The 20,780-nt window shown below is 63.6% G+C and carries 13 protein-coding genes; 3 read left to right on the top strand and 10 right to left on the bottom strand.

Going from position 1 to position 20,780, the window contains the following annotated elements; genetic code table 11:
• Positions 1–64 precede the first annotated feature (64 nt).
• Together C4K27_RS21835 and C4K27_RS21830 are read left to right on the top strand one after the other, a co-directional pair.
• Positions 65–955 (top strand): ATP-binding protein, encoded by an 891-nt coding sequence (locus C4K27_RS21835; RefSeq protein ID WP_053262152.1) that lies wholly within the window; start codon positions 65–67, stop codon positions 953–955.
• Entirely contained in the window at positions 952–1,434 is a 483-nt protein-coding gene (locus C4K27_RS21830) for a GAF domain-containing protein (protein ID WP_053262151.1), read from the top strand. The genes C4K27_RS21835 and C4K27_RS21830 overlap by 4 nt, the downstream gene beginning before the upstream one ends.
• A 6-nt stretch (positions 1,435–1,440) precedes the next feature.
• On the opposite strand, the gene C4K27_RS21825 is transcribed toward C4K27_RS21830, so the two are convergent.
• The 10 genes from C4K27_RS21825 to C4K27_RS21775 form a co-directional block, all read right to left on the bottom strand.
• Complete coding sequence (locus C4K27_RS21825) at positions 1,441–4,389, bottom strand: HD domain-containing phosphohydrolase (RefSeq protein ID WP_053262150.1); 2,949 nt, start codon at positions 4,387–4,389, stop codon at positions 1,441–1,443.
• 206 nt (positions 4,390–4,595) lie between these two features.
• Positions 4,596–6,701, bottom strand: coding sequence for an ATP-binding protein (locus C4K27_RS21820; protein ID WP_238437639.1), 2,106 nt, complete (start codon positions 6,699–6,701; stop codon positions 4,596–4,598).
• 107 nt (positions 6,702–6,808) lie between these two features.
• Positions 6,809–7,435, bottom strand: a complete 627-nt coding sequence (locus C4K27_RS21815; RefSeq protein WP_007931447.1) for a response regulator transcription factor — start codon at positions 7,433–7,435, stop codon at positions 6,809–6,811.
• A gap of 296 nt (positions 7,436–7,731) precedes the next feature.
• Positions 7,732–12,690: a hemagglutinin repeat-containing protein gene (locus C4K27_RS21810; RefSeq protein ID WP_053262148.1), complete on the bottom strand. Its 4,959-nt coding sequence runs from the start codon at positions 12,688–12,690 to the stop codon at positions 7,732–7,734.
• Between the two features lie 111 nt (positions 12,691–12,801).
• Positions 12,802–14,424 (bottom strand): ShlB/FhaC/HecB family hemolysin secretion/activation protein, encoded by a 1,623-nt coding sequence (locus C4K27_RS21805; protein ID WP_238437642.1) that lies wholly within the window; start codon positions 14,422–14,424, stop codon positions 12,802–12,804.
• Positions 14,425–15,282: 858 nt separating this feature from the next.
• Positions 15,283–16,614, bottom strand: coding sequence for a deoxyguanosinetriphosphate triphosphohydrolase (locus C4K27_RS21800; protein ID WP_007923253.1), 1,332 nt, complete (start codon positions 16,612–16,614; stop codon positions 15,283–15,285).
• 257 nt (positions 16,615–16,871) lie between these two features.
• Positions 16,872–18,035 carry an EAL domain-containing protein gene (locus C4K27_RS21790; protein ID WP_053262146.1) on the bottom strand — a complete coding sequence of 388 codons (1,164 nt, stop codon included), beginning with the start codon at positions 18,033–18,035 and terminating at the stop codon, positions 16,872–16,874.
• 138 nt (positions 18,036–18,173) lie between these two features.
• Positions 18,174–18,515, bottom strand: coding sequence for a hypothetical protein (locus C4K27_RS21785; protein WP_053262145.1), 342 nt, complete (start codon positions 18,513–18,515; stop codon positions 18,174–18,176).
• Complete coding sequence (locus tag C4K27_RS21780; protein WP_053262144.1) at positions 18,512–18,898, bottom strand: phage holin family protein; 387 nt, start codon at positions 18,896–18,898, stop codon at positions 18,512–18,514. Before C4K27_RS21780 ends, C4K27_RS21785 begins: the two co-directional genes overlap by 4 nt.
• Before the next feature lies 1 nt (position 18,899).
• The gene (locus tag C4K27_RS21775) at positions 18,900–19,214 is read right to left on the bottom strand and encodes an ElaB/YgaM/YqjD family protein (protein ID WP_007923257.1); all 315 of its coding nucleotides are present in this window, start codon (positions 19,212–19,214) and stop codon (positions 18,900–18,902) included.
• Between the two features lie 332 nt (positions 19,215–19,546).
• Between C4K27_RS21775 and C4K27_RS21770 the strand changes: the two genes are divergently transcribed.
• Positions 19,547–20,755, top strand: a complete 1,209-nt coding sequence (locus C4K27_RS21770; RefSeq protein WP_053262143.1) for an ammonium transporter — start codon at positions 19,547–19,549, stop codon at positions 20,753–20,755.
• Positions 20,756–20,780: the final 25 nt, after the last annotated feature.

The following is a 20,780-nucleotide window of genomic DNA, read 5'->3' as shown; positions in this document are numbered from 1 at the left end:
GCATGCGCAAGGTCGTTGCGTCTGCGTGCCACATCATTACTGGGAACCTGCCCGAGGAGAAGTCGTGGAATCTCGATTGAATGCTTTTCTTGAGCGCGCCGATGCGGTTCTGGCGCGTATCGAGCCGCTGTTGCCCGCGCCGCGACAAGCCATCGACTGGACCCAATGCCTGGCCGCGCGCTGGCAGCGTGAAGGCCGCAGCGGTTTCCTGCTGCCGCTGGAGGTCAGCCTGGACATGCGCCTGTCCGACCTGATCGGGGTCGATAACCAGCGCGACCAGCTGGGGCGCAATACCCGGCAGTTTCTCGACGGCCTGCCGGCCAACCACGCCTTGCTGTGGGGCTCGCGCGGCACCGGTAAATCGTCGCTGGTCCGCGCGCTGCTGGCTGAGCATGCCCGGCATGGCCTGCGCCTGATCGAGATCGAGCGCGATCACCTGGCCGACCTGCCGCGGGTGGTGGAGCAACTGGTCAAGCTGCCGCAGCGTTTCGTGCTGTTCTGCGACGACCTGTCGTTCGAGTCGGGCGAGGGCGACTACCGGGTCCTCAAGAGCGTGCTCGACGGCTCGCTGGAGCAGGCCCCGGACAATGTGCTGCTGTACGCCACGTCCAACCGCCGGCATCTGGTTCCGGAGAAGGAAAGCGACAACGAGAACTGGAAGCGCGTCGATGGCGAGCTGCACCCGAGCGAAGCGGTGGAAGACAAGATTGCCTTGTCGGACCGTTTTGGCCTGTGGTTGTCGTTCTACCCCTTCACCCAGGAGCACTACCTGAACGTGGTCGAGCACTGGATCGGCGAGTTGGGAGGCAAGGCCGGCCTGCAATGGCAGCGTGACGAAGCCCTGGACATCCTCGCCGTGCGCTGGGCCACCGGCCGAGGCAATCGCAATGGCCGCTGCGCGTATCAGTTCGCGCGCTACTGGGTAGGTTTGAAGTTGTTGGAGCAAAAATCATGATCGATCTGCAGAACACCGGCAAAGGCCTGGACGGCTATGCCTTGCTGTGCGCCCAGCTGGAATCGTTGCTGGCCGACGAGCGCGATTTCATCGCCAACGCCGCGCAATTCTCGGCGTTTCTATTCAACCAGCTGGACGACTTGAACTGGGCCGGGTTCTACCTCAATCGCAACGAGGAACTGGTGCTCGGCCCGTTTCAGGGCCAGATCGCCTGTGTGCGCATTCCCTTCGGTCGTGGTGTGTGCGGCGCGGCCGCGGCGAGCCTGCAGACCCAGCGGGTCGAGGATGTGCACGCGTTCCCCGGGCATATCGCCTGCGACAGCGCTTCCAACAGTGAGCTGGTGGTGCCCCTGGTCAAAGAAGGGCGGCTGCTCGGCGTGCTGGACCTGGACAGCCCGAAAATCGCCCGTTTCACCCTTGAGGACCAGGCCGGCATCGAGCGCCTGGCGGCGATCTTCCTGCGCCTGACCGACTGCTGAGCCTCGTCAGCCCCTGAGCCCGGCCTTGCCCAGCACGGCCTCGGGGTCTACCCCGTCGATCTGCTGCGGTTCCATGAAGCGGTCGGCGTACTGCTGGTAGATCCCGGTCTGGATGAACAGCTCGAACAGTTCCGGATCGATATGGGCAGTGCGGCACATGGTTGCCATGATGCCCAGCGCTTCGCTCAGGGTCTTGCCTTTCTTGTAGGGACGGTCCGCCGCCGTCAGGGCTTCGAAGATATCGGCGATCGCCATCATCCGCGCCGGCAGGCTCATCTGCTCCCGTTTCAGCTGCTTGGGATAACCGCTGCCATCCATTTTCTCGTGATGGCCGCCGGCGATCTCGGGAATGCTGCTCAAGTGGCTGGGGAAGGGCAGGTGGTTGAGCATCAGGATGGTCTGCACCATGTGATGGTTGATCACGTAGCGCTCTTCCCGGGTCAGCGTGCCTTTGCCAATGCTCAGGTTGTACAGCTCGCCACGGTTGTATTTGTAAGGCGGGACATCGAGCTTGAAGCCCCAGGGATTGTCCGCCGGGATCAGCTCGGCGGGGTTGCGTTCGATCAGTTGCTCGGGCTTGTCGGCCAGCAACTGTTCGGTGACCGGCAGGGTCGGCGGCGGTGTGCGTTGCTGGCGGTGGTTTTCTTCCCATGACACGCCCAGGCGGTCGTCCAGCGTCCGGCTCCAGGTGCGCTGGGCGATCCTCGCCAGCCGTTGCAGATCGGCCTCGCCCATGGCTTCGGTGCCCAGGTTGCAATGGGCGATAAAGGCAAAGTCGTCGTCCAGTTCCACCAGGCTTGCATCGCGGGTCGCGGCCAGGGAAACCTCATCGCCACCCTGGGCGCGAGCCTGCCAGTAGTCGATCCAGGCATCGCGCTTGAGTACCTCGACGCGGGTGCGGATTTCATGGATGCGGTCGTTCAGGGTTTCCAGCTTGGTGGCCTTGTCGACCACGTACTCGGGGGTGGTGATCTTGCCGCAATCGTGCAACCAGGCGGCGATATGCAAGGCCTCCCACTCATCTTCGCTGGGCTGGTAGGCGCTGAACGCCGGCTGCTGGCTGGCCGCGGCGGCCTGGGCGAGCATCAGCGTCAGCGCCGGCACCCGCTGGCAATGCCCGCCGGTGTAAGGGCTCTTGGCGTCGATCGCCCCGGCCAGCAGCTGGATGAAGGCGTCGAGCAATTGTCTTTGCCGGTTCTGCAGGCGCTGGCTGTCGATGCTGACCGCCGCGGCGCCGGAAACCGCCTGCAGGAACGCGACGCGGTCCGGGCCGAGTTTTTCCAGGTCGGCTTCCTGGCCGCTGTCGGCCAGCAGCAGCACAAGGATGCCGACGGTTTCGTTGTGGCGATTGTGCAGGCGGATACCGATCAGGTGCACGCTGGGGCAGTTCATCGCCAGCAGTACGCCTTGCAGGTCGGCCGCCTGCTCGAACCCCAGGGTCGTGACCAGGCTCTCGCCGTTCGCCAGTTGCCGCAGCCATGCGGGGCTTGCCTCGTGCTGGATGTCCTGGCTGCGTACATCGAACGCCTGCAGGTCCTGGACAACATCGGCGATGATTAGGCCGTGGGGCTTGAGGTTCATGCCATCGTTTTCGCGCAGGTAGATCAGCCCGGCCTGGGCCTGGCCGATCTTCATGGTTTCAACCAACACCCGTTGCAGCAGCGGGTCGAAGCGGGTTTCCGCGGAAAGGCTGGCGGTGATCTCGAAAAAGCTGGCGAGGGTTTCCTTCATGCGGGCCATCGACACGCTTAACTGGTCGATTTCCAGCACGGGTGAGCGGCGGGTCAGCGGGTAATCGAAATCGAAGCTGCGGATGGCATCGGCTTCCTGCACCAGGGCGCGCAGCGGCCTGACCAGCACGCGCGAGGTCAGCCAGCCGAGCGGCAGGCACAACAGCAGAATGCCCAAGGTGATGAGTGCGCCTTGCCAGCGCAGGCGATAGGCGTCCGTCAGCAACTCGTCCTCGGGCACCAGCAGCGCCAGCTGCAACCCACCGGGCCCACCTTCCTGCAGGTGCCGGCTGGCAACTATCCATTGGCGATCCCCGAGCCGCAGGCGGTTGCCCAGGGCCTTGCCCTGCAGCAACGCGTCGAGAGCCGGGTTCAGGTCGTTGGCGCGGATCAGCCGGGCGCTCTGTTCTTCGGCGATCAGGCGACGGCTGTCCGGATAAGCCACGGCATGGCCATTGCCATCCACCAGGGCGATTTCGGTGCTGGGCGTGACCCGATGCTTGGCCAGGGTCGCCGAGAGTTGTTCCAGGGTCAGGTCGGCCCCAATCACCGCCTGGTTGCCGCTGCGGCGGGCGAGGGTGGTGCCGACGTTGCGGGTCGAGAAAAAGACGTAGGGCTCGGTGGTGATCTGATCGGTGTCGTCCTTGGCGCCCGCAAACCAGTTGCGGGCGCTCGGGTCGTAGGATTCCTGGGGGTTGTCGCGGCGGCTGACGGGGCCGAGGCTGGCGTCGTAGAACAGCGACTGCGAATGCAGTTGCCCGGTGTGGCGGTCTGGCTCGATGCTCCAGACTTCGTAGGCCGCGGCTTCAGGGGCCTGGCGAGCTTGTTTCAAAGCCTGGGTGCGCAAGGGCCGGACCATGAAAAAATCCCCATCGGCATAACCCACATAGAGTGAGGCCAGGTCGGGGTTGTCCTTGAGCGATTGGCTGAAAGGCCCAAGCAGCGCCAGGCGTTGCTCGAGGTCGCCGGCCTGGATGGCCGGGTTGCCCACCAGCAGGCTGAGCAGATGGCGAATCGGTTCGTAGGTCGCTTTCAGGTCCAGTTGCACATCCTGTTCGATGCGCTGGAACAGTTTTTCACTGCTGGAAAGGATGATGCGGGTGGTCTGCTGGTAATTGAAAAAGCCCAGCACCACGCCGGTCAGCAGAAGCAGGCAGGTGAACATCACGCTGATATGCACATGGAGAGGAAATCGGCGTTTATCGAACGACAGCGTGCTTGGCATTGCAGCTCTCTCCAGGGGGCGCGTGATGCGCAACTCAACGTTTGAGCATAGTTAAGGCAGGTGCATTGCGCTCAGGGGAGGCAGCTCCGGGGGGCGTTGCGAATTGCATTGCCATGAGGCTTTTGGGGCCGACTGACAGGATAGTGGCTTTTTGATATTTGTCTGGCAACTAGCCGCACCACAAGTTGCTGCGCTGGCGATGGGGATCAGGTCGTGGCCGTGCTGTGCTGTTGATCGATTTGCCACAGCAGGGCCCGTTCGAGCTTGAGCATGGCCTGTTCCAGGGCGGTTCTGCGCTGCATCAGGGTTTGCCTGTCCGCGTTTTCCAGAACGGCCTGCTCAAGGGCTTCGCACTGCGTTTCAAGGTCTTTTGCCTGCACCATCAGGGCCGAGCCCTTGATCTTGTGGGCCAGTTCCGCCAGTGCCTGGGGCGGGGGCTCGCAGGGCAGGGCCATCAGTTGCTGGCGGTCCCGGTAGCTGCAATGCAGCAGTTCGGTAAGGATGCGCAGGGCGAACTGCGGTTTGCCGCGGGACAGGGTGCGCAGCGCCTTCAGGCTGAACACGCCATTCCAGGGCCGCGGTTGCAGGCCCGCCAGTTTATGGCCGAGGGTCGCCAGGCCGACAGGCTTGAACAGGCAGTCATCGATGCCGGCCTGTTCGCACTGCTGTCTCTCTTGCGGCCTGGGGCTGGCGGTCACCCCCAATACCCGGCAAGCCGCGCGGGACTCCAGGCGTTCATGCTCGCGGATGGCGCGGACCAGGTCGTAGCCGTGCATGCCCGGCATGTTGCAATCGACGATGAGCAGGTCGAAGAACCCCTTGCACCAGAGCTCGAAGCCTTGCTCGACGTCTTCGGCGGTGCGGCAGCGGTGCCCGAGAAAGTGCAGTTGTTCGCTCAGCAGCAGGCGGTCCGTCGCATGGTCATCGATCACCAGTACGTTCAAGGCCCGGGTGGCAGGGACAATGAGTGGCTCGACGAGGGGCGCGGGTTTTCGCGCTGGCTGACAGGCCAGCGGCAACAGGACCCGGACTTCCGTGCCTATGCCCGGCTGGCTGGTCAGTTGCAGCGTGCCCTGCATGAGCTCGCAGAGGTGGCGGCAAATGGTCAGGCCCAGCCCTGCGCCGTCAGATCTGGATGGGGTGCGAGCCTGGGCCTGGAAGAAGGGTTCGAATAGCCTGTGCTGATCCTGCTCGTCGATGCCGATGCCGCTGTCCGTCACTTGCAGCATCAGCCGCACCTGTTGCGGCTGCGTGGCCGCTTGCAGGTCGAGATGGATTTTGACCTGACCCTGTTCGGTGAACTTGATCGCGTTGTGCAGCAGGTTGCCCAGGACCTGCTTGAAACGCAGCGGGTCGAGCAGCACATCGACCGGCTCGACGCTGGAGTGGAAGGTCGGTAGCAACTTGAGGTGCTTCTCCCAGGCCTGGCTGTCGAATTCCCTGACGATGGATTCGACAAGGGCGCGCGGCTCGAGCCATTCGGGCGCCAGGTCCAGGCACCCCGATTCGATGCGGGCGATATCGAGGGTGTCGTCGACCAGGCCCTGCATCGCCCGGGCCGAGCAATAAGCCATTTCAATGACCGGACGATCCTGGGACTGGCTGTCGGAGCGCTGCCGCAGCAGTTCCAGCGCACCGGTCAGGGCATTCATGGAGCGGCGCAGTTCGTGGCTGGTGCTGGCCAGGAAAGCGCTTTTCGCCAGGCTGGCCGCTTCGGCCTGTTGTAGGGCGGCCTTGAGGCTGTCGCTGAGCCGATGGCGTTCGCTGATATCGACCCAGCCGCCGATGATGCCCTGGACCTCGCCGTTCGCGTCCCGGTAGGGCAGGACCCAGTGCTGGACGGTCAGTTCCTCTGCGTTCAGGTGCAGTGGTCGGTCACGCAGCAGCGGGCCGTCTTGCGCCATGACGCGCTGGTAGTCGGTGTGATATTCGCGGGCCTGCTGGGGATCGTCCAAAAGTCCCTGCAACAGGCTTTTGCCGATGACCTCTTCGCGCCGGGCGGCGAAGCGCTCCAGGTAGCTGGCATTGCAGCTTTGCAGCAGGCCCTGGCGGTCGCGAACGTAAGTCGGATGCGGCACGCCATCGATCCAGGCCTGCATGAATGCAAGCTTCTGCCTGAAGTCTTGGGTGGCCTGTTGCTGCTGGGTCAGTCGCCGGTGCAGCCAGGCATTCCAGCCCAGGGACGCCAGCAGCGGCACGCCGAGCCCCAGGCCTGCGAGCAGGAGCAGCCCGCGATGGCCGTTATCGAGAGGCGGGGCGGCGGCCGATTCAAGACAAGGCGCCGTGTCTGGGCACTGAGGGAGGGATGTCATTGCGGACTCTGGTTGCCCGGCCTCGACCAGGCCAAACAACAGGAACAGCGAAACTGCCGTGGCCGTCAGGGTTAAATAATAAAGAATGGGTTTGAACATCCTGTTTCTCACACCAGTTCGTGACGTTGTGCCAACTCGATAAGTTCCGCCATGGAAGTCGCGCGAAGTTTGTGCATGATTCTTTTTTTATAGGTACTGACGGTCTTGCCACTGAGGAATATGCTGTTGGCTATTTGCGTACTGGTGCTGCCCTTGGCAAAAAGTTGCAACACCATCAATTCCCGATCGCTGAGCAACATCAAGCGGCTCAGTTCGTTGTTTGCCGTTTCATCCTGACGCGGCGTTTGCAGGGCATGACTCGGAAAGTAGTTGTAACCACATAGCACCGCCTTCATGGCGCTGAGCACTTCGCTCAGGTCTTCCTGCTTGCACACATAGCCGCAGGCCCCGGCCTGCATGCAGCGCGCGGCGAACAGGGCCGGCGATTGCGCCGTCAGCACCAGCACCCGCAAGGACTTGTCCAGGGCGCCAAAACGCAGCAGCAGTTCCAGCCCGTCGAGCTTGGGGATGCTGATATCGAGCACGATCAGGTCCGGCATGCTGTCGCGAACCATTTGCAGGGCATCGACACCGTTATCGGTTTCGCCGACGACTTTATAACCCTCATGTTCCAGCAACATGCGGATAGCCAGTCGGATAACGGGATGGTCATCGATGATGAAAACAGAACTCATGGTCAAACCCGTGGAAATAAATACAGGTCTGGACCTTAGCGCAGGCAGGACAGTGGATATATGCGGGTTAAGGCGGGGTTGGGGACAATAAGGCAGTTCTTACATGAAAGACGGTTTCGGATTACAGCGGTTTTTCAGTTGAAAGTAGGAATGAGTATCCAGCCATGTAAAAGGTAAGGAGATGTTGGAGGTTTAGTGCACTTTTTCGCAGGGCAATAAAGGGCGCTGAGAAGAGAAGGGAGCCAGGCAAGGCTGCCCCCCGTTCATGGGGGGCAGCCGATCACGGAGCGCTTGCCTCAGGGCGCTTTCTGATCGATGCCGGCCTGCAGTAGCTGGCTGTCGCTATGGCCACCGACGCGCAGCGGCCCCAGGTTGAACGCCTGGTCGTTGCGGGTGGCGTCGTCCTGCTTGCGGGTCAGCTCATCCTTGGCGCCGAGGACCAGGTTGACCGGCGACTTCGACAGGTTGAGCCCGACGTCGGCGCGGTAATCCGTGCCCGCCAGTGCGGTGCTCTTGACGGTCGAGCCGCCGAGGTCGACCTTGCCTTCGCTGGCGCCGATCCGCGCGCCGCTCAGCTGGGTTTCACCCGACACCTGCAGGTTGACCCCGCGGCTGCCGCTGATGCCAGAAGCCTCTGCCACGCTGTCCTTGCTCTGACGGCTGACATTCAGGTTCAGGGTCGGCGTGTAGGAGGTGTTGCCGCTCTTGTCGCCGAACAGCACGCCTTGCGCGGTGTTGGTCAGCTTGCTGCCAGCGCCGGTTTTCTCGCTGACGGCGTAGCTGTCGCTGGTTTTCGGCCAGACCCGTTCCTTGAGGCTGGAGAAGCGATCGCCCAAGGCTTCGGTCTTGTCGGCGAGGTAGCTCTTGGCTTTGTCCACGCCGCGACCGAAGGCGCCCTTGGGTTCCGGGTTGACGTCATAGCTGCCGCTGCGGGTGAATTTCTCGCCCAGGCGTTCCTTGGCGATTTCGGCCTTGTTCACCAGGTTGTCCTTGGCCGCAGTCAGGCGTTCGGTGCCTTTGTCGACGACGTTTTCCAGCTTCTCGCGGTGCTTGTCGAAACCGCCTTCGGCCTTGGCCTGCAGCTTGTCCTTGAGCGGGCCGGTCTGTTTGGTCAGCTTGTCGACCACGCCAGGCTGGTTTTTCTCGGCATCCAGGCGGGCGTCGAGGTTGACCGTGGTGCTGCTGAGCTGGTCCTTGCGGCTCTCTACCTTGAGATCGCCACCGATCCGCCCATCGACCTGATTGGCGTCGATGCGCGCCCCCGCCAGATGGGTGTCGCCGTTGCTATTGAGCGTCACCTGGTCGGCCTTGATCAGGCTGTTGTGCTGGGTGCTGCTGTGCAGTTGCTCGACGTCGATCTTGGCCCGGGCGTGGATACCGCGATCGGTTTTCGGCGAGTCGTGTTCGCCGGCGTCGGCCCGGGTGGTCTTGCCGCCGTTGCCGCCGGCGCCCAGGGTCAGGCCCCAGTTGTTGTGGGCCTGGGTGGACTGCGCCGACTCCTGGTAGATCCCGCCCTGGTCGGCGCTGAGGGTGACACCCTTGGCCTCGATCTGGGTGCCCTGCAGGTGCAGCGCGGTAGTGCTGTCGGAGCCGCTGGCGAGTGTTACCTGGCCATTGCTGTGCAGTTGCCCGCCGGTCTGGTTCTGGTCCTGTTCCGAGACCCGGCCGATGTTGAAGTTGGCGCTCAGGTTGGCGCTCTTGCCGCTGCTCTGCTCGCTGCTGGTCTTGCTGGCGCCGCCCGTCAGGCCGCCACCGAGGTTGCTGCCCTGGCTGCTATGGGTATCGACCGCGGCCTGCAGGTCGAGCTTGCCGCCGGCGTTCAGGTTGATGTCGCCGGTCTTGGCGGTCTTGCTGCCGATGGTGGTGCCCTGGAGGATCAGGTCGCCGCCGCTGGTCAATTCGACCGGGCCTTTGCCCTGGATAGTCGCTACCCGCGCCTGGCTGTCCTGCTGATCCAGGCGCTTGTGGTCCAGTTGTACGCCGGCGCCGAGGTTGAGGTTATTGCCGTTGGCGCCCGGTGCGCTGCCGACGGTGAGCGAGGCATCGCCGCGCAGACTGGAGTCGCTGCTGTTCTGCCGGTCATTGGCCTGGTTCAGCGCCAGTTCGCCGCCGCTGTGCAGCTTGACGCCGGCGTCGCCGCCATCGAACCGGCTGCCTTCGTACTGGCCATCGCCGTTCAGCGCGATGTCCACACCCTGTTTGCCCACATAGCTGCCGACTACCGCCTTGCTGCTGTCGCTGCGCTTGTCGCTGCTGCCGCCGGCGCCGCTGCCACGCACGTTCACGTCCTCGCCAGTGGTGGTGTAGACCCGCACGCCGGCCTTGGCGTCCAGCGCCTGCTCGCTGCTGCTGTGGGTATCGCTGGCGGCCTTGGCCACCTGGCTGCCAGCGTCGATCTTCAGCGCGCCTTGAGTCGCCTCGTAGCGGCTGCCTTCATCCTGCAGTTGGCCGGCGACCTTGACCTCGACCTGGCCACCCGTGAACTGGCTGACCACGGCGGTGCTGCCTTGCTCGGTGCGCTGTTTGTTCTGGTGGCCGACTTCCACATCCAGGCCAACATTGGGTTGTTCCAGGGCATCGAGCAGGCCCGGTTGATGGAACTTGCGCTGGGCCACGCCTTCGATGGCTTTTTCCACCGGGCGGGTCAGGCCCTTGTATTCGACGTTGGCGCCGATATCGGCGCTCCAGGTGTTTTCCTTGTGGCTGGTGGACTCACTGTCGTGCGCCGCGCGGTTGTCGACCTGCTCGGCCTTCACTAGCAGCTTGTCGCCGGCCTTGACCTGGGCCCCCTCGGTCACCAGGGCGTTGCCGGCCTTGATGGTCAGGTTGCCGGTGGCATTGATGCCGGTGGTGTTGGCGGTGCGGGTATCGCGGGTGTCCTGGGTACTGCTGTGGGCGAACTCCACACCGTTGCCGGCGCGGTCCAGGCCGCCGGTGTAGTAGAAACCGCCGCCGGTGGTGCGGGTGTCGGTGCTGCTGCTCTTTTGGTCGTGATCGGCCAGCAACTCGACCTGCTGGCCGCTGAGGCTGGCATCGCCGTGGGTGGCTTTCAGGTTGCCGCCCTTGACGCTCAGGTTGCCCCCCGCTGCGACTTGCAGGCTGCCGCCGCTGAGGCTCGAACCCTGTTGCTGGGTGTCGTCGGTCTTGACCGTTTTCTGCTGGTCTTCGTAACGCACGCCGGCGCGGTATTGCCGGGTGCCCGGGGCATTTTCCTTGGCGTAGGCGTCGAAGCCACGGGTGTGGGTGGTGCTTTCGCTCTGCGAGCTGTTTTGCGCCGAGTCGATCTTGATGTCACCGCTGGCCTCGGCCTTGAGCTCGCCGGTCGCGGCCACCTGGGCGCCGCTGATGGCGATGTCCTGGGTGCTTTTAAGCTCGAGGTTGCTGTCCGAGCGCAGGTCGCTGGTGACGGTGGTGCTGTCTTTGCGGTTCTGCCGGCTTTCGTCCTTGGTGATGCCGAAGAACTTGCTGTCCTTGCTGTAGCTGTTGTCGTGGGAGCGGTCCTGCACGCCGTCGATGATCAGCGAGCCGTTTTCGCTGATCACGCTGGCCTGCTTGCCGCCACGGGCCTGGCTGCCGCTGATGCGGACTTCGTCGGCCTTGACGATCAGGTCGCCCTTGGCATTGACCTTGCTGCCCTTGTTCAGGGTCTTGCCCTTGTCGCCGTCGCCGTTCTTGCCGAAGAAGCTGCCCCCGACCAGGTCGCCGGAGTAGGACTTGTCGCTGTTGCTCTGGGTGCGGCTGGCGCTGGTGATGTCCACTTGGCGCCCGGTCAGCTGGATATTGGTGCTAGCCAGTTCGGCGCCCTGCAGTTGCAGTTGCTTGCCGCTGGTCAGTTGCAGGTCGTCGCCAGCCTCCAGTTGGCTGGTGATGCTGCGTTGCTCGCTGCTGGACTTGTCCCAGTCGGCTTTCCACAGGTGCTTGCGGTGCCGGCCCTGATCGCGTTGTTCGTGGGTTTCGGTGGCGGCGGTCAGGCGCAGGTCGGCACCGCTGTCGACCGTCAGGTTTTTTTCCGCCTTGATCTGGCTGGCCTGGATTTCGGTGTTGGCGCGGGCCTTGAGCTCGGCATCGCGGCGGGCGGTCAGTTGGTTGCCGTGTTGACGGCTGTCGCTGTCGGTCAGGGTACGGTCGTAGGTTTCCCAGGTGATGCCGATGGTGCTGTTGTGCCACTGCTCGCGCTTTTCCTGGAGCTTGCGGCTTTCGATGGCGCTCAGGGTGAGGTTGCGCCCGGCGTCGAGCTTGATGTCGCGAGCGCTGACATCGGTGGCGGCGAGGGTCAGGTCCTGGCCGCTGCGCAACTGCACGTCGCCCTGGCTGCTGTGCACGCCGGCACGGGTGGCGTCGAGGCTGTCGGGCCTGGCTTGGCCGCTGATGTGCAGGTCGCCGGCGGAGGCGATATTCACCCCGTTGTCGCCCTTGACCTGCACCGCGCCGACCCGCACGCCCGCGCCTTCGGCGGTGCTGACAATGTTGATGCGTCCGGCCTGCATGGCGCCGAACAGGCTGGCGTCGATGCGCTGCTCCTGGGTGTTACCGGCCGGGTCGGTGCTGAGCACCTTGCCGCTGGCCGGGTCCACGCGGTTGCGCCCGACGGTGAGGTTGAGCTGGTCGCCGGCCGTAAGGTCGCCCTGGCTGTCGATGCGTGGGGCGATCAGGTTGATGCTGCCCTTGGTGTTGCTCAGGCCTCGGCCCTCGACCGTCAACTGGCCCTTGGCGTCACGGGTGCTCAGGGCTTGCAGCTTGCCGTCGTTGAGCTCGGGGCGGCCGACCAGCAGGCTGGCGTTCGGCGTATTGATGAAGCTGCCGCCGTTGACCGAGATGCCGTTGGGGTTGGCCAGCACATAGTCGGCGGCGCGGCCGAAGATCTCCTGGGTGCCGTTGAGCGCCGAGGCGTTGCGGCTGATCACCTCGTTGAGAATCACGCTGGCGTCCTGGCCGTGGAACTGCGGGTTGGCAGCCAGCTGCCCGGCCAGTTGCGAGGCGCCGGCTTGCAGGGCGTTGTTCAGCACCACGCCCTGGCGATCGACGTTGTAGTCGAGGAACTGGTTATGGGAGAGCCCGGCGCCATTGGGCGCGACGATGTTGACGATAGGCACCCCGTTCTGGTTCTGCAGCTGCGGGATGCCGCCCGGGCCCGGGGCCACGGTGATGCCGCCGGCCAGCGCCTGCGGCAGATGGGAGACCAGAAGCAGGCTGGCGATGGCCAGGCGCAGTTTGCCCCTGGGGGACAGGTGAAACACAGATGTGTTGTCGGGCATAAGAAGCTCTCTATGTGTGGGCCGAGTGGCAGTGCGCGTTGTTCGTTGCAACGCTGCTGTGGTGTTCAGGCTCGGCTGTTTTTTTCAGGCTGATGCACGGTTCGCGGAACCTCAGATCTGCACACTCAGGCGGGTCAGCCAGGTGGGCGATTCATGGTGGAAACGGTCGGGTGTTTCCAGGCTGTGCTGGTAGTCGACGTCGACTTGCACGTTCTTCCAGCTCAGGTTCAGGCCGATGCTGGCGCTGCTCAGGCGCTCGCTGCTGGCTCCCTCTTGCGCCTTGATCCGGCCGTGGTCGAAGGCCAGGCGCGGGGTCAGCTTGACCGGCAGATCGTTCTGCAACGGCAGGTGCAGGGTGTTGCGCCAGATCCCGCCGATGGCGCCCGAGGCGCTGTTTTCTCGATAGCCGCGCACGGCGGAGTCGTCGGTGCCCAGCAGTTGTTCGATGGCCGGCAGCGGGTCGGGGCTGTACTGCAGTGACAACTGGCTCTGCCACTGCCAGGGCTGGCTGCCGAAGCGGCCATTGCGCCATTGGCTGAGGCTGGCGCGGTACTTGCGGAACTGCGCCTGCGGCAGGTTTTTCTGCACCTGTTGCGAGTCGCGGTCGGCGCCGAACCAGGTCAGGCCCTGGGCATAATTGACGTCGAGGTTCCACACCGCGCTGTCGAGCCAGAACAGGTTGAGCCCGGCTTCGGCCACGGTCAGGGTCGGGCTCTGGATGCCCAGGCGGACCTTCTCCAGGTAGCTGTCGACATCCTTGTGGGCCAGTTGCAGGTTGGCGCTCAACTGGTGGCCCTGGTCGCGCCACAGCACGCGGTCGGCACGCAGGCTGAGCAGGTCGGTGCGCCCGCTGTTGTAGAAGGTCACGCTGCTGAGCTTGAACGGCGCACGGTACTCGGCATGGCTGGCGAACAGGCTGTAGGTCCAGTAGCCGTAGGGGATCGAGTAGAAAACGCTGGCGCTGCGGCTGTAGCGCGGACCGTGATTGAGGGTGTCGCTGAAGTTGAGGTTGAGCGCGTCGTTGAGTTGCAGCGGGCTGTCGAGGCTCAGGTTGACGGAGTTGCGATCGCGCCCGGTACTGGCGCTGCCGAGGTTATCCACACCCAGCCCCAGGGCCCAGCGCGAAGCGCCGCTGCTGCGCGAGCGCAGGATGATCCGCGAGGCGCCGGGCTGGCTGCCGGGGGCGATATCGGCGGTCAGGTCGAGGGAGCGCAGGCGATTGAGCTGGTCCAGGCCCTGTTCCAGGTCGCGCAGGTTCAGCGGTTCGCCGAGCATGCCGGGAAAGGCTCCGGCCAGGGAAACCGGCAGGCTTTGGTCGGCCAGCTCGACGGCCTCGACATACCCTTCGTCGACCACGATATCCAGCGAATGGCCAGCGGCGGGGGCGCTGCTCAGGTACGGGCGGCTGGCGATGTAACCGGCCTCGACATAGATCCGGGTGATCTGCGCCAACAGACGGTTGATCCCGTTCACGCCCATGCAGGGCGCGATATAGGGTTCGAGCTGGCGGTTCAGCCGGTCTTTCTTGAACAGCGTGACACCGGCGATCCGCGTGCCGCTCAGGGCCCAGCACTGTTCATCCTCGCCACCGTGGGCGGTTTCGGTGGGAGTCACCGCCGGCGTACCGAAGCTGCCGCGCTGCAACTGGCGCTGGCGCTGTTCCAGCTGCAGTTGTTGCAGGTCGCGCTGTTGCTGTTGCTGCAGGCGCAGGGCTTCCTGACCCGGTTGTGGCATATCGGCGGCGGCCACGGGCAGGGCCCCGGCCAGCAGCGAGAGCAGCAACCAGCCGCGCAGGCCAGAGTGACAGCTTGGGTGACTTGAGGACGTATAGGGCACTCGACATCCTTAATAGTGGAAAACGGATGAGGAAGTGCGGGAACAACTTATCGACACGGATTCATTCCGTGTACTCACTTCCATTTTGACGCTTGAGTCCTGGGCGTGCTCTTTGTTACAGCGAGGGGTGAAATTATTTTGCAAATGCCTGCTGAACTAACAGGTGAAGCCGAAGTTTTAGTGTGGGTACTTAGTTCGCTTGCTATTTGTTTTTTGCACCGATCATTCGGGCAGGGTCATGAAAGGGGAACGATCTGTCGCGGAGTGAAATTAATCCTGGTTAACCCATTACGGTTCGAGACTAGCGGAAACGATAAAGTCGATTTGTACGGAATTTGTAATCGTGGGGGATCCGTAGGGGCCTTGTGCTGCAAGGGTTTCTGCCTGAAGGCTAGGCAGATGTATCGAAAGGTAAAGGTAGGATGTTTGGTTGTGTCGTTAACGATCTGTTTAATTCAGCCTAGTTGGCTTGCTTGTCGGACGGCATGTATCGGCCAATATCGCTAGTTATAGAGCAAGTGCTCTAGCTGGGTGCGGTTGCGTGGAATATTGTCGATCTGGATGGCGCCTGGCGAACTTGCTGGAAGTGAACGGCACTCTCAATGCAGTGTGAAATGGCCGGGATGTCAAAGTTGAAGTAACGGCGGTGTCCGGTTACTGCCTTACAACAGACTAGGGGAATCCCTTAGTTGTCGACTCACGAGAAACCGTTCGAACGGCCACCTCGATAACGCGAGGTAGCCGCTCGACGGCGGGTCATTGCGGGCTGGAACGCCCGGTCATTTCCCGGGCCATTTCGCTGGCGTAGCTGTCGGTCATGCCGGCGATGAAGTCGATCATGCGCAGGAAGGAGGCATGCAGCGAGCCGTTCGGATCCGGCGCGTTGTTGCCCAGCAGGTCGAGAATCCGCCGGTTCTTGAACGACGGCGTGCGTCCGCCGTGCTGTTCCAGCGCGGCGCCGCAGAACGAATTGAGGAGGATTTCCAGGGTGGTGTAGGCGCCGATCTCGTGCAGGGTCTTGCGCTTGTCCTGGAAGATCTTCTTGCGCGCAATGTCCTTGGCATTGAGCACGCAACGCTTGGCCGGGCCGTGCATATGCTCCACCAGATCGCCCGGCAGGGTGCCGCTGAGCAGGGCGTCCTGCTGTTCGACGAAGGCCCGGGCGGCGGCGTTGGTCAGGTGCTCGATGGCCTTGCCGCGCAGGATCGCCAGCTTGCGCCGGCGCGAGTCCCGCGGGCCGAGCTGGCGATAGGTTTCCGGCAGGTCGTCGCCCACCAGCCCGAGCAGCAGCGACTCGACTTCGGCATAGTCGAGCAGCTCCATCTCCAGCCCGTCCTCGAGGTCGATCAGGGCATAGCAGATGTCATCGGCGGCTTCCATCAGGTACACCAGCGGATGGCGGGCCCAGCGTTGCTCCTCGAGTTGCGGCAGGCCGAGCTTGGTGGCGATCTGTTCGAGCAACGGCAATTCGCTCTGGTAGCAGCCGAACTTGTGCTTCTTGTAGCCCAGGGAGTCGGCGTGGCGCGCGGTCCAGGGGTACTTCAGGTAGGTGCCGAGGGTGGCGTAGGTCAGCCGCGTGCCGCCGTCGAACTGGTGGTATTCCAGTTGGGTCAGCACCCGGAACCCCTGGGCATTGCCTTCAAAGTTGAGGAAGTCGTTGCGCTCGTTTTCGTGCATGGCGTCCAGCCAGCCGCGCCCGGCGGCCTGCTGGAACCAGTGGCGGATCGCGTCTTCGCCGGAGTGGCCGAACGGCGGGTTGCCGATGTCGTGGGCCAGGCAGGCCGATTGCACCACCATCCCCAGGTCGCTGGGTTCGCACCACTCGGGCAGGGCGTCGCGAATGGTCTCGCCGACCCGCATGCCCAGGGAGCGACCGACACAGCTGACTTCCAGGGAGTGGGTCAGGCGCGTGTGGATGTGGTCGTTGCTGGACACCGGGTGCACCTGGGTCTTGCGGCCAAGGCGGCGGAAGGCACCGGAGAAGATGATGCGGTCGTGGTCCTTGTGGAAGGGGCTGCGGCCCAGCTCTTCAGGGCTGTGCAGCGGCTTTCCGAGGCGTTCGCGGGTAAGCAGGGTATGCCAATCCAAGGCGTGGTCTCTCCGTCGAATGACTGATGGGCTAGCTTCCCGGTTCGCGTCAGCGCCTGCAAGGGGAACACGCTGAATAACGGGGCTGACCACGCACGCCACTAGGCTCTGTACGAAAAGTGGCTGCGCTCGGCCATGCTGCGTTAAAAACAGGCTCGGAATGCTCATTTAGGCCCCTAAAGTCGAACGCGACCCCGGCCGTTCCTCGCCTGTTTTTGCCTTGCCTGACCTTCGCTCGCCGACTTTTCGTACAGACCCTAAAGCCCCGCGGCATCGATATCGATCAACAGCAGGCGCTGGCCATTGTCGAAGAACTGCCCGGCGGTCAGGCAGTACTGGTTGCTGGTGGCGTCGCGGTAGGTGTTCGACAGGGTCAGCCGCCGCTCGTCCCAGCCTTCGGCCAGCAGGTGATAGAAGTACGGGCGCCACGACCAGTTGTGGCCGACGTAGCTGTGGTCGGCCTGCCAGCGGTCGTGGCGCCATTCCAGGTTCGGCGTCAGCTGGGTGCCGTGGCGATCACACTGATAGAAACGCAGCAACCAGGGAAAGGCATCCAGCTGGGGCAGCCGTTCGATCGGGGCCCGGGCCTGGGCCCAGTCCTGCAGCAGGGTCATCAGCTCCGCGAGTTGCTGGCGCATCTGCATCAGGCGTTCGTGCTCGGCCAGTTTCTGTTGCACATAGCGCTGGCGCACCCGGGCAAAAGGCGCGACGAAAGCATCGCTGGCGAAGAACGCCTGCTCGGCCCGGGCAAACAGAAAACCTTGGACATACCGCGAACCGCATTCCAGGGCGAAGTTGAGTTCGGTTTCGCTCTCGACCCCCTCGGCGATGATCCAGCAGCCGGTTTTCTCGGCCATTTGCGCCAGGGCCTTGACCACGTCGCTGCTGGGCCCGCCACGGGCCGCGGCCTGGAACAGGCGCATGTCGAGCTTGAGAATGTCCGGTTGCAGGGCCAGCACCCGGTCGAGCTGGGAGTAGCCGGCACCGAAGTCGTCGATGGCGATCCGCACGCCGACTTCGCGGTAGCGCGCCACCACTTCGCTCAGGCGCTGGCTGTTGCCGCTCAGTTCGGTGATTTCGAAGACCACGCGCCGCGGATCGACGCCCTGTTGCTGCAATTGCCTGAGGCTCGGCAAGGGCTGGCCGGCGCGCAGGCGGCTGATCCAGCGGGGCGAGATGTTGATGCTCAGGAACCAGTCGGCGGGTGCTTCATGCAGGCGGCCCAGGGCGTCGGCGCGAATCAGCCGGTCGAGCCGCCGCAGGGCGCTCGAGGAGGTCCGGGGATCGTTGAACAATGGGCCGACCGACAGCAGTTGGCCGTTCGGTTGGCGCAGGCGGCCCAGGGCTTCGACGCCGGCAATACGGCCGGTGGCGGTGTCGATGAAGGGTTGAAAGCAGGCAAGCGGTTGCCCGTCGATCACGGGGCCTCCTTGGTTGATCTTGTTGATTCTGGCGCTGCGCCGACGCAACAGGCAGGCACGACCCGACCTCTCGTGGGAGAGGTCGGATGCGCAGCTATTGCGGGAATGATTGCAAGAATGCAGCCAGATGGCGCCGGCTCAGTGCTTGTTCGAAGAACCTTGCATGACCAGCTTGATCAGCGGCAACAGGCCGGCGCTGAGCCGCACCAGCCGGGCGAAGTTTCTGACGCTGCCGCTCTTGGCGCCTTTGCCGGTGAGAAACCCCAACAGGGTCACGGCAGCCACGCCCCACAACGGCGCGTGCTTGATGCCCAAGCCCTGTTGCCAGCTCTGGCCAAGGCCACGGACCCGCTGCAAGGGTTGCAGCAGTTGATGGGATTCGTGGCGGATTTCCTGGCGGTGCATTTCCATGCGCAGGCGGATCAGCGCCTTGCGCATCTCGCGCCGGGAGTTGGTTTGCGGGATGTCCGGCAGGCTCATGGCAGCAGGCGCTCCCTGTCGTTGGCCAGCTCTTCAAGGGTGGCGTGGAAGGGCGAGGACTCGTCGAAAATCGCCGCCTTCAGGCGCAGGGCGCAGAACAGCGCCGCCAGCATATAGAAGACGCACAGCCCGATGATGGCGGTCAGGCGATAGGTGTCCCAGAACAGGATCAGCACCAGCGCCGACAGGCCTATCAACAGCAGCAGGGCGAACACCAGGGCCAGCCCGGCGAACAGCAGCAGGCTGACGGTTCTGGCTTTCTGTTCCTGCAACTCGATGCCGAACAGTTCGACGTGGCTGTGCAACAAACCCAGGAAAGCAGCGCCCAGGCGCCGCGTTGAAGAGCCTTGGCCCGCCGTGGAGCCGGATTCATCGATAGCCATATCAGCGCCGGGTCGCCAGCAGGCCGATCAGGAAGCCCACGCCCGCCGCGATGCCCACTGCTTGCCAGGGGTTGCTCTGCACATAGTCTTCGGTGGCGGTGACCGCCGCCTGGCCGCGTTCGCGCAGCGATTGTTCGGTCAGTTGCAGGGTCTCGCGGGCGCGCAGCAGGCTGTCGTGAATCTGCGTGCGTAATTGGTCTGCCTGGTCGCCAGCCAGGGTGGCGGTGTGTTCCAGCAGACGTTCCGTGTCACTGACCAGTGCCTGAAAGTCCGCCATCAGTGTTTCTTGAGCTGTCTTGGTGGTTTTGCTGGCCATGGTTATCTCCGTAGTGGCGTTCTGAAGGGTTCGAGTATGAGCCTTGCGCGAAGGTTCAGTGCAATTGTCTGGTACAGCTTTTGCTTTGTCCTGGTGCGTAAACACGGGTGGTTGCGCCGAAAGCGCGCAGGATGCGCTGCCTGGCAGCTAAAACCTTACCCTAAAAAATCAACACTTATGGAAACACCCCGAGCGATACATCCCTCTCGCAAAAGCATCGCGCCAAAATGGGTCGTAATACCTGGGTCGACAGGACCTTCGGTGCCAAGTTGGTGCAAAAAAACGTTCGAGCGGCTCGCGGCTTTTTCCTGAATATCAGGTCTGCCCATTCCATGGAAAATCTGCAAAGCGCTGTGGACACTCTGGTCCATGGTTCCAATACCCTGTTCATCCTTATCGGTGCGGTCATGGTCCTGGCCATGCATGCCGGCTTCGCCTTTCTTGAGGTGGGCACGGTGCGTCAGAAAAACCAGGTCAACGCCTTGTCGAAGATCCTCAGCGACTTCGCGGTCTCGACCCTGGCCTATTTCTTTATAGGCTATTGGATCTCCTACGGCGTCAGCTTCCTGCAACCGGCGGCGGTGATCAGCGCCGATCACGGCTACGGACTGGTGAAGTTCTTCTTCCTGCTGACGTTTGCCGCGGCCATCCCGGCGATCATTTCCGGCGGCATTGCCGAGCGTGCGCGGTTCGTCCCGCAGCTCTGCGCCACGGCGCTGATCGTGGCCTTTATCTATCCCTTCTTCGAAGGCCTGGTGTGGAACGGCAACTATGGCCTGCAAGCCTGGTTGCTGGCGAGCTTCGGCGCGAGCTTCCATGATTTCGCCGGCTCGGTGGTGGTGCATGCCATGGGCGGCTGGCTGGCGCTGGCCGCGGTGCTGTTGCTCGGGTCGCGCAACGGTCGTTATCGCGACGGCAAGCTGGTGGCGTTCGCGCCGTCGAGCATCCCGTTCCTGGCCTTGGGGTCGTGGATCCTGATTATCGGCTGGTTCGGCTTCAACGTGATGAGCGCGCAGACCCTGCAGGCGGTCAGCGGGCTGGTGGCGGTGAATTCGCTGATGGCCATGGTCGGCGGCACCGTGGCGGCGCTGATCGTCGGGCGCAACGACCCGGGCTTCCTGCACAACGGCCCGCTGGCCGGGCTGGTGGCGATCTGCGCCGGCTCCGACCTGATGCATCCGGTGGGCGCGCTGATCACCGGGGCGATTGCCGGCGCGCTGTTCGTCTGGTGCTTTATCGCCACCCAGACCCGTTGGAAGATCGACGATGTGCTGGGTGTCTGGCCACTGCACGGGCTGTGCGGCGTGTGGGGCGGTATCGCCTGCGGGATCTTCGGCCAGAGCGCCTTGGGTGGCCTGGGCGGCGTCAGCCTGGTCAGCCAGTTGATCGGTACCGGCCTGGGCGTGCTGGTAGCGCTGGTCGGCGGCTTTATGGTGTACGGCGCGATCAAGGCGCTCTGCGGCCTGCGCCTGACGCAGGAGCAGGAGTACTACGGCGCCGACCTGTCGCTGCACAAGATCGGCGCGGTCAGCCAGGACTGAGCCCATGCGGCCCAGGCTGGAGTAC

Origin of the sequence: Pseudomonas chlororaphis subsp. chlororaphis (assembly GCF_003945765.1) — a bacterium.
GTDB lineage: Bacteria > Pseudomonadota > Gammaproteobacteria > Pseudomonadales > Pseudomonadaceae > Aquipseudomonas > Aquipseudomonas chlororaphis.
This window is presented reverse-complemented; position numbering and strand designations above follow the sequence as displayed.

What these genes read in the sequence shown, in the direction of transcription:
- C4K27_RS21830 (WP_053262151.1), top strand. Translation starts at nt 952, where the DNA reads ATGATCGATCTGCAGAACACCGGCAAAGGCCTGGACGGCTATGCCTTG.
- C4K27_RS21825 (WP_053262150.1), bottom strand. Translation starts at nt 4,389, where the DNA reads ATGCCAAGCACGCTGTCGTTCGATAAACGCCGATTTCCTCTCCATGTG.
- C4K27_RS21820 (WP_238437639.1), bottom strand. Translation starts at nt 6,701, where the DNA reads ATGACATCCCTCCCTCAGTGCCCAGACACGGCGCCTTGTCTTGAATCG.
- C4K27_RS21815 (WP_007931447.1), bottom strand. Translation starts at nt 7,435, where the DNA reads ATGAGTTCTGTTTTCATCATCGATGACCATCCCGTTATCCGACTGGCT.
- C4K27_RS21810 (WP_053262148.1), bottom strand. Translation starts at nt 12,690, where the DNA reads ATGCCCGACAACACATCTGTGTTTCACCTGTCCCCCAGGGGCAAACTG.
- C4K27_RS21805 (WP_238437642.1), bottom strand. Translation starts at nt 14,424, where the DNA reads ATGCCACAACCGGGTCAGGAAGCCCTGCGCCTGCAGCAACAGCAACAG.
- C4K27_RS21785 (WP_053262145.1), bottom strand. Translation starts at nt 18,515, where the DNA reads ATGAGCCTGCCGGACATCCCGCAAACCAACTCCCGGCGCGAGATGCGC.
- C4K27_RS21780 (WP_053262144.1), bottom strand. Translation starts at nt 18,898, where the DNA reads ATGGCTATCGATGAATCCGGCTCCACGGCGGGCCAAGGCTCTTCAACG.
- C4K27_RS21775 (WP_007923257.1), bottom strand. Translation starts at nt 19,214, where the DNA reads ATGGCCAGCAAAACCACCAAGACAGCTCAAGAAACACTGATGGCGGAC.
- C4K27_RS21770 (WP_053262143.1), top strand. Translation starts at nt 19,547, where the DNA reads ATGGAAAATCTGCAAAGCGCTGTGGACACTCTGGTCCATGGTTCCAAT.